Here is a 14,166-nt window from a genome sequence, read left to right on the forward strand (position 1 = left end):
GAATGAAATTCCTAGTAAGCATGATTAGAGGAGTGATATTTCATGGACGGTATGCGGCAAATGGTACGGGCTTTTTTTGCTGCCTCGTTATTTACAGCAGTGATATTAACGGCATTATCCATGTACAGTCAGTCAGTATTAGCAGCATCAAACTGGAGGATGGGCGCAGGGCCAGGAAACCCGACGGCTCTCGGCTTTGATCCTTTCGGAATCGACGTCGATCCGGTCAACCATCACATATTCGTAGCGGATGTAGCCAATTCTACTGTGAGAATATTCGACTTGGACGGGAATGCTACACCGATGACGTTAACTGCCACAGACGGCTTCACGGATCTCCTTGCCGTTACATTCGATGGCTTAGGGCATATATATGTAACGGATAAACGGTACCTTTACAGATTTGACGTCACTTTCTCAAGCGGAGCTTACACGTTTACCAATATGATCAAATGGGACGGCAGTAGCACCACCCCTTCGGTAGGCGGGCTTAATTACCCTCAGGGAATCGCCATATACGGCAATGATCTGTATGTCGCGGACACGAATTCCAACCGCGTGCTGAAATTCGATGCGTCCACATTCCATTCAACAAGCAGCCCTGTGGTTTGGTCGGGCGATCTGGACCCGGATCCGGCCGTAGATGCGACACTCGATAAGCCTCTCGGTATAGCCGCGGACAGCTCAGGCGTCTATATCGGCAACAGTTCGAGCACGGGGAAAATTATGAAATTGAAGACGGGTGGGGGCACGTTAATCAAAACGGCCTACTTTCCTCGTGGATTCCGCTTGCATTCCGACGGCAATTTATATGTGGCGATGTACGGCAATAGTGGAAGTCTTGTGACCCGGTTCGATTCGAGCTTGAACGAAAGCTCGGTGTACTTTACAGGCAATTCGAACGCCATTGCCCCCACCCATATCGGGTTCGATCAAACAGGAGCGATGTATTTAGCCACTTATGCCCAAATGGCTCCATACAACAATGTATATGATACCATATGGAAGCTTTCACTCGGGTCGCCCGACAATCGGCTTTCCGGGCTGACGGCGAGCGGAATTACGCTCAGCCCTTCTCCATTCTCGCCCAATACGCAGGATTACACAGCCAGTGTGGCGAGCAACGTCACCTCCACTACGGTTACGCCGGTGGTGAGCGACAGCACGGCCATTGTTACCGTCAAAGGTGTGAGCGTAACGAGCGGCAGTGCCTCGTCTCCCATCACACTAAGTAAAGGCGAGAATACAATTCCAGTTGTCGTTACGGCCTTCAACGGTGCATCACGGACCTACACAATTAAGGTAAACCGAGCGCCGAATACCGATGCCACATTAAGCGGGCTTACGGTTAGCCCCGGTGCGCTCAATCAGACGTTTGCTGGAAATACACTTGCGTATACGGCTAACGTCGCGAATAGCGTTACATCGATTGACGTCACGCCGACGGTCAATAACAGTAGTGCAACGTTGAAAGTGAACAACGCGACGGCAACGAGCGGCAGCGCATCAACCGTTTCTTCACTGGCCGTCGGACCGAACACGATTACCATCAGTGTCACTGCCGAGGACGGTACCACATCAAACGAATACACCATCATCGTCACGCGGGCACCTTCATCGGTCGCTACACTTGGCTCGCTCACGGTCAACCCGGGTGCACTCAACGAAACGTTCGCTTCCGGTACGCTGTCCTATACGGCCACTGTCACAAACAGCGTCACTGAGATCAGCGTAACGCCAACCGTTTCGGACAGTACGTCGACTTTAACGGTTAACGGCGCTCCATCGGTCAGCGGCAGTGTGTACGGTCCTGTTCCTCTTGCTGTTGGTACGAATACGATTACGGTTGTTGTTACCGCTCAAGACGGCTCAACGACTAGGTCGTACTCCATCCTCGTCACGCGGGCACCTTCGTCGGTCGCTACACTTGGCTCGCTCACAGTCAGCCCGGGTGCGCTCAACGAAACGTTCGCTTCCGGTACGCTGTCCTATACGGCTAACGTAGCGAATACCGTCGCTGAGATCAGCGTAACACCAACCGTTTCGGACAGTACGGCGACTTTGACGGTTAACGGCGCTTCATCAGTCAGCGGCAGTGTGTACGGTCCTGTTCCTCTTGCTGTTGGTGCGAATACGATTACGATTGTGATTACCGCTCAAGACGGCTCGACAACGAAATCGTACTCCATCCTCGTCACGCGGGCACCTTCATCGGTCGCTGCACTTAGCTCGCTCACGGTCAGCCCGGGTGTACTCAACGAAACGTTCGCTTCCGGTACGCTGTCCTATACTTCTAATGTCGCGAACAGCGTCGATTCGATCAGCGTAACGCCAACCGTTTCGGACAGTACAGCAACTTTAACGGTTAACGGCGCTTCATCGGTCAGCGGCAGTGTGTACGGTCCTATTCCTCTTGCTGTTGGTGCGAATACGATTACGGTTGTTGTTACCGCTCAGGACGGCTCCACAACTACCCCGTACAGCATTATCGTAACGCGAGCCCCTTCGTCAGTTGCTACACTTGACTCGCTCACAGTCAGTCCGGGTGCACTCAACGAGACGTTCGCTTCCGGTACACTGTCCTACACGGCAAACGTAGCGAATAGCGTCGCTGAGATCGGCGTAACACCAACCGTCTCGGACAGTACCGCGACTTTGACGGTTAACGGCACTTTATCGGTCAGCGGGACGGTGTACGGTCCTATCCCTCTTGCTGTCGGTGCGAATACGATTAAGGTTGTCGTTACCTCTCAGGACGGCTCCACGACTACCCCGTACAGCATCGTCGTCACAAGAGCACCTTCATCGGTTGCCACACTTGGCGCACTAACGATTAGCAACGGAAAGCTGAATGAACCGTTCACTTCCGAAACGTTTGTCTATACGGTTACTGTAGAGGACTATGTCTCTTCCATCAGCCTAACACCGATCGTTGCCGAGAGCCATGCGACACTCACAATCAATGGTATCCCTGCGGCAACCGGAAGTGCCTCTGGTCCGATAGCGCTCAACGCAGGTTCAAACACCGTTACGGTTACCGTTACCGCTCAGGATGGTATTACGCAGAGGTCTTACCGTCTAGACATTTTTCGGAAGACTATCAACGAATCGTCCGAGCCTGCGGCGGTTGATGCGGCGGATTTAAGCTCGCTTAGCCTGCTGGCTGATGAAAAGACGATCACCTTGAGCCCGGCATTCAAAAAAGATATACGCTCATATGCGGCAGAAACGACCGCTAAGAAGGTACATCTTACCGCAAAAACACTCTACATGGATGCCCAGGTTAGCCTGCAAGGCAACAAGCTGCAAGACGGGGTAACGCTGGAATTGCTTCCTGGAAACAATACCATTGTTCTGCAGGTGACACATCCAAACGGATTGTCCCAAACCTATACCATAACTATCCACCGCTCAATTGCGGAGCAGCTGCCGGTACAGCCTTCAGGCTTGAACGATATTGCTGGAAATTGGGCGGAAGCAGAAATACGCAAAGCCGTGGCGGAAGGATGGGTTGCCGGCTATCCGGATGGCTCGTTTCATCCTGAACGTGAAGTGACAAGAGCCGAGTTCGTGCAGCTGTTGGCTAGGTCTCTCGGTTGGAAGGAACCAGAACCACGGAATATGCCTGACTATACCGACATCGACGACATCGGACTGTGGGCACGGCCGGCAATTTCTATGGCAGTTCAGCAGGGCATTATTAATGGCTATGAGGATGGAAGCTTCCGTCCGGCCCGGCCGTTGACTCGTGCGGAAATGACCACGCTGATTATCAGAACGCTTGGCATGCCCGTTGAAACGGATCAATCCACCTTATTCGTCGACAATTCCAGCATACCCTCATGGTCGCTGCCTTATATCGCAGAAGCGGCTAAACGCGGCCTCGTCAACGGGCTGGAAAATAACCGGTTCGAGCCAAACGGTATAGCAACGCGAGCCGAAGCCGTCGTCATCCTAACAAGATTGTTGAATCGGTAGGAGCCTCTTATGGAGGATATCCTTGTATAGAACGCAGCAATCCCGCATTCAATTAGATGCGGGATTGCTGTATTTTCGATGGATTTGACGAGGATGCCTTACGATTAAATTTAATAGATTTCGCCATCTTATGACCAACCAATTATCCCCTGAACAGTAAACCTTTAATACGGTTCATAGCCCATGGACTACTTTTTAGCTGTAGCATTATTCCTAATATCGTTTTTTAGAATACAGACCTTTGTTAGCTTATAGCATAATCCCACAAATACGACACCCAAGCTAAGCCAAATTGAGATCCATTTCCCCAAAGTCAAAAATCCCGCCGCATAAGCGGCAATGCTAGTAACAGGATACTTTAGAAGGATCATAATGATGCTCACATTTTCAGACCAATCGAAGACCCCAGCCACAAGAGGCAACCAAACCAGTGTCAGGATTATCCGCCGCCCAGAGCTTCGATATAGCATGCTAACTATTAGAGAGAAGGTAATGGCATACAAGGCGGGAAAGACAAAATCGAATCCCATTAACAGCTTGATGTAAACGCGGCGTCCCTCAGGCTGCAGCTGTTCAAGCAGCGAGTACACTTCGGTCTTCGAATAAAAAATATGCATGTCGAGTATATCCGCACCTTGAGATACCTCTTGGATTCGGGGCACCGTAATCGGCAAATGAACGGTATTGACCACGACCATCAAGGTTATGGTCAGGAGCAGCAATGGCAATACCGTCTTTAAGGTTCCCCATTTATTAAGCATGCGGGTTATTGACTCAAGCATTGCTACTTTCCCCCTGTTTAGCTTTCCGAAGTGCCAAGGCATTGCCTGTGGGTTTCCCTTTCACCTGAATCCACAGAAGTTCCATCAGGTCCTTAACAGGCTGGCCCTCAAGGATAGGCGTCAGAGTGCCATAGAAGTGGTTTTCGATGTCCCTTATTTTTATTGCGCTGTCTCTTCCCTTTTCCGTTAAGGAAAGCTGGACCTTTCTGGAATCGAAGGGAGACTGCCTCTGTTCTATAAGTCCCGCTTCCACCATTCGGCCCACCAACCGGCTGGGGCTTCCGGTTTCACAGACCAACAGCTGCCCCACCTCAATAAGTGATAAAGGTTCATGGTCGTAGAGAACCCGCAGCACCTCACTCTGTGAGGTCGTCAGCCCCAACGGCTTTAGAAGCTCCGTAAAAGTACGGCTCCCTTCCCGTTGGGCGGCTAGTATCAAATAACGCAATTCTTCAATAGGATTCAAAGTAGGACCTCCCAACTTTAATCGATGACACGTCATCGATGATATGTCATCGATTGTAACACAACCAAATTCCCCCTGCAAGTTGAAGGCTCCTTAACCAAGCATTTATGGTCCATGCGTGTCAGGATTAGCCCCATCCACCCAAACGGTGGCAGGAGCTTTGCCATTCCTCGGCAAAAGTTCGCTGCTGCCTACACCCTCACCATCTGAGCCGTCCTCCACAGACGGCTCTCCCCAGTCTGCCTCAGAAGACAGCCACATACCCCACAAACAAGCTTCTCCAAAGGATTTGGCTCAGGGTAACCCCCTTCACTCCCCCTGCAAAAAACTTGCTGTTACTTGTGATACGGTTCTCCGTGCTGTCTATAACGGCAAGGTTAGGATACCTGCAACAGAATTACGCCTGACGAAAACCGGGAAGAACCAGAATTGTTCACCGTTGCTGTTTTATTTTACTGAAAGTCAACGATAATATTTAACATAGCCATTATCAAAAAACGCGGGGAGAATCCGTACGTGAGGAGGCTCGTATGAAGACAGAAATTGTTCAGAACATTACAAAGGGACCGGTACGAAAATCCCTGTATCATTTCACAAGGGTCAATAATTTGGCCTCAATTGCCGATTCGAATACGCTTTACGCTAGTAATGTAATCCATCCGAATCCGAAAGGTGAACGTCGCTCGGACAAAGAAAGATATCAAATAAATGGAAATACAGCGATTCTAAACGCACATCTCAAAATTTCAACGGAAATGATGGATATTGACACGACTATCAGCCAGTTTCGATCATTCCTTGATCAACACGTTTTCCTATGGCCTACGCTGCGACTCTGTAAACAAATGCTATATATGTACTCCCGACGAGAACCGTTGGAGAAGTTCGCCGTCCTACAATTGGATGCCTGTCCTCTCTTATCCGATCATTACGACCAGGTCCTCCTCTCCAAATACGACGCCGGAAGCATGCCACGATATCCCAAACGAACTTCCTACCGAAAAACACTCCGCATGTTTTTACCGTTGGGTGAGTTTCGCAAACGAGAAGACTCACTAGTTCCCCGAATTCCCTCCCAAATCCATGAAATCATGATACACCATTCAGTTTTATCTCTTCACTCCTATCTTCAAGCCGTATACTGTGCGGAAACTAAAGATGTGCCTAAATCCTGGGTCCATCTACACAGATCATTAGAGGATATCCAGTTACCTACGGGGCAAGATTGAGTCGGAGAGACAGCTGGCGGACCGCTCGTCCGACCCCATCCCGTTCCAACAAGTCCGGTTCCAAAGCCTACTCGAAGGAGGCCTCCCGAAACGCAGAAGATGCTACTCCAGACCGTGGTTTTCCCCTCTAGATACCGCATTGTTCTGTGACCCCAAAAAGCTCGCAGCAGCCAGTTTGCGCGACTTTTATGCCGGTCGTAGCCATCCCGAACCCATGCCCGACAAGACGCCATTGTGGGATTTTCAGAAAAACTTGCCCTTACTTGTGATACGGTTCCCCCCGCATAATCTTAAACGCCCGATACACCTGCTCCACCAGCACAAGCCGCATCAGCTGGTGCGGCAGGGTCATGCGCCCGAACGAGAGCTTCAGCTCGGCTCGGGCGAGCACCTCGGGGGCCAGCCCTAGCGAGCCCCCGATCACGAAAGCCACCTGGCTTCGCCCATAGGTGGCCAAATCGGCAAGCTGCCGAGCGAGCTCCTCGCTCGATAGCGGCTTGCCGTCAATCGCGAGCGCCACGACGTAGGCGCCCTCGCGAAGCTGCGCGAGGATGCGCTCGCCCTCGCGCTGACGCACCTGCGCCTCCTCCGCGGCGCTCATGCTCTCCGGTGCCTTCTCATCGGGCACCTCCACAATCTGCACCTTGGCATAAGGACCAAGGCGCTTCACATACTCGGCAATCCCCTGAACCAGATACGCCTCCTTCAACTTCCCGACCGAAACGATTTGAATATGCATTGTCAGACCCCATCTCTCTTTATTCCTCCATAGTGCCCACTGGCCCCATGCCTCTACCAAACTCCAACACAACAAAAAAGGAAGACCCCTAGGCCTCCCCCGCTCCCACCTTATACGACCAAGAACCGGCCCTCCGCCGCGCATCGCTCACAGCAAGCCGGCGGCTCCCATGCCGTAAAGTGAACCTTCTCTAAATCTACAATATCCGGAGCATCCTCATATTCATCGACGAACATGTCGATCGCCAGCTCCAAATGCTCTTTACAAACCACGTACATGCAGTAGACCCCTTTGTCACGACTAGATGAAAAATAAACAGTACCTATAATGCTAGTTTACCCCAAAAACCGCCGCTTTACTACCTTCTTAGGCACCAAAAAGTGGCACCCATCTCTTACCACAGTACAGCACAGCACAAGTCTCGCCGTGCTCATTGTTCAACCCTTACCGCTCCTTCATCTCACCCAGCGTCACGTTAACGGTATTTTTCTTCCCCGCGCGGTAATAAGTGATCGCCATTTTGTCGCCGACCTTCTTCTGCCCGTAGATGTACTTCCGCAGCGACAATGTGCTGTCGACCGCCTTCCCGTCGAGCTCTACGATCACATCGCTCGTTTTCAGTCCCGCATCCTTAGCCGGACCTTGCGCATCCAGAACGATGATCCCCTTCTTGACGTCCCCCGGCAGCTTCAGCGATTCCGTCCCCCCACTAAAGCCTTGCAGGTCCTGCGTCACGACGCCGATATAAGGGCGCTTCACACGCTGCTCCGTGATGAGGGTTTGCACGATCGTCTTCGCCTGATTGATCGGGATCGCGAAGCCCAAGCCCTCCACGCCCATATCCGATACCTTGAGCGTATTGATGCCGACCACCTTGCCCTCCAAATTCACGAGCGCGCCGCCGCTGTTACCCTGGTTGATGGCCGCATCCGTCTGAATGACGTCCATCTCCCAGTCATAGTCGCCTTCCCCGCTCAAAGACACCGGAATCGTCCGCTTCGGCCAGCTGATGATCCCGCGGGTAACCGTTGGTGCAAAGCCCAATCCCAGGGGGTTCCCGACCGCGATGGCCGTCTCCCCGGCCTTGAGCCCGTCGGAGTCACCGAACTCGGCAAGCTGGGTAATATCTTTGCCGTCCATCTCCAGCACAGCCAAATCAGTAATCGCATCGCGTCCAACCAGCTTGGCGCTGCGATGCTCACCTGTGATCATCACGACATCCAGCTTCGTGAAGCCTTCGACCACGTGATTGTTCGTCACGATCCGAACCTTATCGCCGTCGCGCGAGAACATGACGCCGGAGCCGAGCCCCATGCCCGAGCCGCCGCGGCCCCCCGAGGTCGCTTCCTTGGAGCCGATAATGCTCACCACCGTAGGTGATACCTTCGCTGCCGCCGACACGACCGAATCACTGAACGCCTTCTGCGCATCGACAGCCGCGCCAGCGCTCCCCGAGCCTGATGACCCGCCCGAAGGAGGCGCCATCACCGCAGTAGCCTGCTGCGGCGCTACATCCGCTTCTTCTCCACCGAACAAACTACCCACTCCGAACAGTACCGCTGTCACCAAGGCTCCCCCTAGTGCAGGCACAATCCATGCAGGCACCCGAGCTCCCCCTGAATATCCTCGGCCGGGAAGCTTCCACTCCATCCGCCGCGGGGCTTTCGTCGAATAAAAATCATCATCAAACAGACTCACGTTACAGCCCCTCCTCTCTTCCGCAAGCTGCTTATTTCCGTTAGGCATGCGCGTTACCGCTTATTACCCCTTCCGCGCCTGTCCCTAATCATGCGGGGCTTTTCTTTTTTTCCATTGTATCCAAATCTAGTAATGATCATATCACATAGCAACAGTTTTTCTTAAACGATAGAAAAAGAAAAAAGAATAGGAATGATTTCATAGCAACTAGACTAGAATAGAACTATAAGAGTACACAATACAACCCGAAAGGATGACCCCTCCGCCATGAACATTCCAACGAATACGAATACGAATACGAACCTCAACAGCGCCAACCGTATCCCTGCAGCCTTTGCCGCTAACCCGCTGCAAGAAGTTGAATTCATCGGCCAGCTCGCGGACCTGAAGGAGGGCCATTACCAGAACTCACTGCTCCTGTCGGCGATGATCGAGCTGCTGATAGACAAAGGTGTCTTCACCGCCCAAGAGCTCGCGGTCAAAGCACAAGCGCTTGATGTCTCGTTCACTCTTCATCCAGCCGATCCCAGTCTGTAGCACGGTCGTAATAAGTATCCATCAGCTTCGCCCGATAATCATCCGGCGCCAGCTTATCCTCTAATACATTATTCACCGTCAGCCTGGCCAAATCCATTAAATTATGGTCACGGCTGAGGTGCGCCAGGTACACCCGCTTCGTTCGCGTGGTCATGACCTCAACCAGCCCTTCGCCGGCCGCCTCATTGGACAAGTGGCCCATATCGCCGAGAATCCGCCGCTTAATGTTCCACGGATAGCGGCCCATGCGCAGCATCTCGATATCATGGTTCGACTCCAGCACCAGCACATCGCTGTCCCGGATCTTCTCCTTCACCTTCGAGCTCATATACCCGAGGTCCGTGGCCAGGCTAAGCTTCTGCTCCTCGTGGTAGAAGCAATACCCTACCGGCTCCGCCGCGTCATGCGAGATCCCGTAGGACTCCACCTGCAGCTCGCCGAAATCGCGAATCTCGCCTGTTTGCATCACGCATTTCTTCTCATCGGCAATTTCACCGATATGCTTCTCCAGCGCCTCCCACGTCTTCTCATTGGCATATACGGGGAGATCGAACTTGCGTGCGACCGCCCCCAGCCCTTTGATATGATCGGCGTGCTCGTGCGTCACCAGAATGCCCTGCAGCTGATTAGGCGACATCTCCTTTTCCTTCAGCAGCTGCTCTATCTTCTTGGCACTTAAGCCCGCATCGACCAGCACCGCCGACTCCCCGTTCGATACCACCATTGCATTGCCGGTCGACCCGCTGGCCAGCACCGTAAATCGTAGTCCCATCTCCATAACTCCCTGCTGCATTCACTGCTAGTTTTCCTGCCCAATCTTACTTTCCTTGCCTGGCCTTGCCGGTCTTACCAACCTTACCGATCCACCGCACCCGTAAACGCATGGACAAAATACGGCAGATCCCCGTTCCCCAGCGATACACGCCAGTAAGGAATCATATACAGCTGCTGCGAGTTGAACACCTGCCCGTGATAGCCGAGCTGAACGCTCGTAATAACTGAGCCAGCCGGCAAGTAGGTTTCAATCAAGCTGCGAAGAGCGATGTAAGGAGAGATCACCTTCTGCTCCTTCTGCTCGCTCTCCGGCTGTACTTCAACCAACCCCTGCGAGTAGGACACGATCTGCCCGTTTTTCTCCGTCAGCTTCAGCTGTACCTCGAACATCGGTAAATTCCCATACATCTGGTTAAAAATATACGTTCCATTCCCGCTCATCACTGGATCGAACTGGTACGTATCCGCCTTCGGAATGCCCGTTCGCGACATGATGTCCTTCACGGTCCCCTTTCCGCTAATCAGCGGGTTGAGACGGAAAGGCGTCTTCAGCGCATTCATCCGGTCCGGGGGAATCGATTCATCGAAGCGCGCCACGATCTCCTTCAGCCTTGGAACATCCTTCGGCAGATCTACCGGCACGGTAATGTTCTTGCTCTTCAAGAGACGCTGCACTTCCTCCACCGCCGTGCTCGGGTTCGCCTCCAGTTCCAGAAGATCGGACCGGCTCGACCACAGCTGGAACGCCAGCACCACATTCAGCAGCAGGAACGAGAAAATCAATATCGTTTTCGCTCGGCTCCAATCCATTCGTGCGCCTCCGTCCTCCCTTCCTCACTCCATAAACTCATACGAACCGTCCCGCAGCTCCACCGTCCACGCCGGTACCAGCTCGACAGCCTGATCGACTACATTCATTCGATACGCCGGGAAAACGGAGTACACCGTATTTCGCTTCGAATATTCCTTCAGCTTCTCCTCAAGCGCCTCACCGCCGGCCAGCTGCGCATCCTTGCGACTCGCAGCCCGTAAGTCCGGGATGATCGTAGATCGCTCATAGTTCGTAACGATCCCTTTTTGCAAAGCCAGCTTAATAAAGCCCTGCTGATCCGATTTCTGATTGATCACCGGGAAGGATTCGTAATACTGACGGAAGATGAACGCCTGATTCACCGGAAGCACCCGCTGCGGCACCCGCTGAACCGTGTAGGTCCCGTACCAGCCGCCATGCTGATTCACGAACTGCACCGCCGAGGTCAGGTTCTCCATCACATCAATACGCCCCTCCACCGGCACCACCGGGTCGGAATACGTCAACCAGTGCTGGCCTGTCTTGAGCTGCAGCCCCCGCTTCCCGTCGGTATAAATCTCCGATCCGTCCCGGTCCGCCAGGTTCCTCGTTATCGCCGGATCGACGAAGAAGCTTCGCTTGAGCTGCTCCGCCGAGAACTGCGTGAAAGGCATCCGATAGGCAGATACATTCAGCGGCTTCAAGGGCAAATAAATCTCCCCGCTTGTAGCCTTATAAGGAATATATTCCTCTCCTACCGTCACGAAACGCTCAATATCCTTCACGGTAAAATCGGCCTTTCCGACTTCATACACCGTGCTCGTCGTATCCGTGAACAGAATCGTCCGTACCTCGTTGGCATCCTTGGCGTACAGCCAGATCCGTGTAATCAAATCCGCGTCCGCAGGAATCTCGCCCTTGAGCTGCATGACCTCACCCAAGACCTTCATCGGAATCCCGTCGCGAAAATGAATCTCCACACCCTGCTGCTTCATCCGGACGTCATCCCAGTTGATCCCAAGAGACGAAGCGCTCACCTTACGGAAGCCCTCCAGCCAACGTTGGTTTACGGTCTCCACGATCTGCCCGTACAGCTTCGTGTTCGGATACACTACAGTGTGCGTGGCGTTGCCCAAATGCAGCACCAGATGATCGGGAAACAATAAATCCTCAAGCTTCGCCTGCGGACCGAGCTGATCGGTCTTCACATACTCCTCGCGGGTTACCGGCTCCGGATTCGGGTCGCTGTAGGCCAGCATGTAGCTCTGCAGGAGACTAAGCAGCACCAGCAGCGTTAAGGCAGCCGTCTTCAGCTTCTCGTAGATCATACCGCCGTCACCTCCTGCACGTAAGGCAGGGTGAACGTGACCTTAGTACCCTGACCAAATTCCGATTCCAGTACGATCGTTCCGCCGTGGGCCTTCACAATTTCCCGGGCAATGGATAAGCCAAGCCCCGTACCGCCCATACTGCGCGACCTCGCTTTATCAACACGGTAGAATCTCTCGAAAATTCTCGTCAAATCCTTCTTGGGTATTCCGATTCCGTTATCCTGAACCGAGATCTCCAGCAGCTGCGCTTCTGTCCGAGCAGCCCGAATCCGAATATGGCCGCCCTCAGGCGTATACTTGATGGCATTCGAGATAAGATTATCGAGCACCTGATCGATCCGGTCACGGTCGAGCACAATATCACGGACCTGCGGCTCCACATGAATATCCACCGCAATGGAGCGCTGTTCCATCTGGAAGGAGAAGCGGTCGGCAACCTCCTCCAGCATCTCCTCCACGTCCGTGGATTCCTTATTGATAATGGCCTGCTTGGAGTCCAGCCTGGACAGCTGCAGCAGGTCCGTAACGAGCCGGATCATCCGCTCCGTCTCGTTGCGGGCTACGCTGACGAACTTCTCCGCCAGCTGCGGCTCCTCGATCGCTCCATCCTCAAGCGCTTCCAGGTAACTCTTAATGGTTGTCAGCGGCGTCCTCAGCTCATGGGAGACGTTCGCTACGAATTCGCGGCGGGACATCTCCAGCTTCTCCTGATCGGTTACGTCCTGCAGCACCGCGATCGTTCCGGCCGAGCCTCTGCCCTTGCTCTGAATCGTAGTGAACGTGACCCGCACATAGAGCGGTCCCTCGTCCTCATCGTGGCAGAACTCCAGCATGGCAGCTCGATTTCCCTCCACGTCGATCTGCTTCACAGCCTCCGGCGTTGTGCCGAGAAGAGCACTTAGCTGCATTCCCAGCGTCGTATCCTCGTTCACCTGCAGGATGTGCTTGGCCCTCCGGTTGATCACAATGACCCGGCCTTTCTCGTCCGTCGCGATCAGCCCGTCGTTCATGTTGGACAGAATCGAAGCCAGCTTCTCCTTCTCCTCTTCGTTGAGCGATAACGCCTCGCGCAGCCGCTCCATCATGAAATTGAACGTTTGGCCGAGCTTCCCGATCTCATCGTTGCCGTGCACCGGTACCGGCTCATCGAAGCGTCCCTCCGCCACGGCCGTAGCCCGCTTCGTGATCTGCTTAATCGGACTTGTAATCGTCCCCGAAAGCATGACCCCAAGCAGCGCCGTCAGCACCAACGCGATCAAAGTGCCCGAAATGAACATGCGGTTGATCTGGTTCATCGTCTCGTACACGTCTTCCATCGAGGCGATCATGAACACCGCGCCGTACACCTTGATGCCGGAGCCGATGGGCGTGGCGATGACCATTTTCCAAGCGCCGTCGACATCGAGGAACATCCGCTGATTATCCTTAATTCCCTGAAGCGCCCGAATGACCTCGGTCTGCGTATTCTTCTGCCCGATAACAGCCCGGTTGGCATTGTGCGAAATCGACAGAATCATGCCGTTCGCATCGATGACTTGAATTTCCGTCTTGCTGATCGCGAACAGATTGTTGACCACATTATCCAGGTCCGTATAAGACTTCTGGGGGTCAGCCGCCTTCGTCTCCTGGCTCTCCTTCGCCAAATACGTCTCCACATACTGCGCCAGCAGCTGCGCCTGCTTATTCCGCGAATCGATGAAATCGTTCTTGAAATAGCTCTCCAGCGTCCGAATAAAATACACCCCGATCAGCTGCATAGCGATCAGGATGAGCAATACATAAATAATAATCAGCTTCGCTTGAATCGATTGGAAGAAGCGCATAACCCGCATCATCATCGCC

The 14,166-nt window shown here is 53.3% G+C and carries 12 protein-coding genes; 3 read left to right on the forward strand and 9 right to left on the reverse strand.

Going from position 1 to position 14,166, the window contains the following annotated elements; all coding sequences use genetic code 11:
- Nucleotides 1-42 precede the first annotated feature (42 nt).
- Entirely contained in the window at nucleotides 43-3,978 is a 3,936-nt protein-coding gene (locus RAC89_RS11840; RefSeq protein ID WP_306613698.1) for a cadherin-like beta sandwich domain-containing protein, read from the forward strand.
- A gap of 188 nt (nucleotides 3,979-4,166) precedes the next feature.
- On the opposite strand, the gene RAC89_RS11845 is transcribed toward RAC89_RS11840, so the two are convergent.
- Both RAC89_RS11845 and RAC89_RS11850 read right to left on the reverse strand, forming a co-directional pair.
- Nucleotides 4,167-4,760 carry a hypothetical protein gene (locus RAC89_RS11845; RefSeq protein ID WP_306613700.1) on the reverse strand — a complete coding sequence of 198 codons (594 nt, stop codon included), beginning with the start codon at nucleotides 4,758-4,760 and terminating at the stop codon, nucleotides 4,167-4,169.
- Nucleotides 4,753-5,226, reverse strand: a complete 474-nt coding sequence (locus RAC89_RS11850) for a MarR family winged helix-turn-helix transcriptional regulator (RefSeq protein ID WP_306613702.1) — start codon at nucleotides 5,224-5,226, stop codon at nucleotides 4,753-4,755. The genes RAC89_RS11845 and RAC89_RS11850 overlap by 8 nt, the downstream gene beginning before the upstream one ends.
- 530 nt (nucleotides 5,227-5,756) lie before the next feature.
- On the opposite strand from RAC89_RS11850, the gene RAC89_RS31655 reads away from it, so the two are divergent.
- Nucleotides 5,757-6,455: a DUF7002 family protein gene (locus RAC89_RS31655; protein WP_373429908.1), complete on the forward strand. Its 699-nt coding sequence runs from the start codon at nucleotides 5,757-5,759 to the stop codon at nucleotides 6,453-6,455.
- A gap of 259 nt (nucleotides 6,456-6,714) precedes the next feature.
- On the opposite strand, the gene rlmH is transcribed toward RAC89_RS31655, so the two are convergent.
- From rlmH to RAC89_RS11865, 3 genes are all read right to left on the reverse strand, one after another.
- Nucleotides 6,715-7,194: a 23S rRNA (pseudouridine(1915)-N(3))-methyltransferase RlmH gene (rlmH, locus tag RAC89_RS11855; RefSeq protein ID WP_284642996.1), complete on the reverse strand. Its 480-nt coding sequence runs from the start codon at nucleotides 7,192-7,194 to the stop codon at nucleotides 6,715-6,717.
- 110 nt (nucleotides 7,195-7,304) lie between these two features.
- Entirely contained in the window at nucleotides 7,305-7,472 is a 168-nt protein-coding gene (locus RAC89_RS11860; protein ID WP_284642997.1) for a CxxH/CxxC protein, read from the reverse strand.
- Nucleotides 7,473-7,638: 166 nt separating this feature from the next.
- On the reverse strand, nucleotides 7,639-8,892 hold the full coding sequence (locus RAC89_RS11865) for a S1C family serine protease (RefSeq protein WP_306613706.1): 1,254 nt from the start codon (nucleotides 8,890-8,892) through the stop codon (nucleotides 7,639-7,641).
- 267 nt (nucleotides 8,893-9,159) lie between these two features.
- On the opposite strand from RAC89_RS11865, the gene RAC89_RS11870 reads away from it, so the two are divergent.
- Entirely contained in the window at nucleotides 9,160-9,429 is a 270-nt protein-coding gene (locus RAC89_RS11870; protein ID WP_306613708.1) for a hypothetical protein, read from the forward strand.
- On the opposite strand, the gene RAC89_RS11875 is transcribed toward RAC89_RS11870, so the two are convergent.
- From RAC89_RS11875 to walK, 4 genes are all read right to left on the reverse strand, one after another.
- The gene (locus RAC89_RS11875) at nucleotides 9,398-10,201 is read right to left on the reverse strand and encodes an MBL fold metallo-hydrolase (protein ID WP_306613710.1); all 804 of its coding nucleotides are present in this window, start codon (nucleotides 10,199-10,201) and stop codon (nucleotides 9,398-9,400) included. The genes RAC89_RS11870 and RAC89_RS11875 overlap by 32 nt on opposite strands.
- An 83-nt stretch (nucleotides 10,202-10,284) precedes the next feature.
- Nucleotides 10,285-11,013, reverse strand: coding sequence for a two-component system regulatory protein YycI (yycI, locus tag RAC89_RS11880; protein ID WP_306613712.1), 729 nt, complete (start codon nucleotides 11,011-11,013; stop codon nucleotides 10,285-10,287).
- Between the two features lie 24 nt (nucleotides 11,014-11,037).
- Nucleotides 11,038-12,321 carry a YycH family regulatory protein gene (locus tag RAC89_RS11885; protein ID WP_306613714.1) on the reverse strand — a complete coding sequence of 428 codons (1,284 nt, stop codon included), beginning with the start codon at nucleotides 12,319-12,321 and terminating at the stop codon, nucleotides 11,038-11,040.
- On the reverse strand, nucleotides 12,318-14,162 hold the full coding sequence (gene walK, locus RAC89_RS11890; RefSeq protein WP_372516685.1) for a cell wall metabolism sensor histidine kinase WalK: 1,845 nt from the start codon (nucleotides 14,160-14,162) through the stop codon (nucleotides 12,318-12,320). Before walK ends, RAC89_RS11885 begins: the two co-directional genes overlap by 4 nt.
- Between the last annotated feature and the right edge of the window lie 4 nt (nucleotides 14,163-14,166).

It is taken from the genome of Paenibacillus sp. GD4, from assembly GCF_030846225.1.
Lineage (GTDB): Bacteria > Bacillota > Bacilli > Paenibacillales > NBRC-103111 > Paenibacillus_G > Paenibacillus_G silviterrae.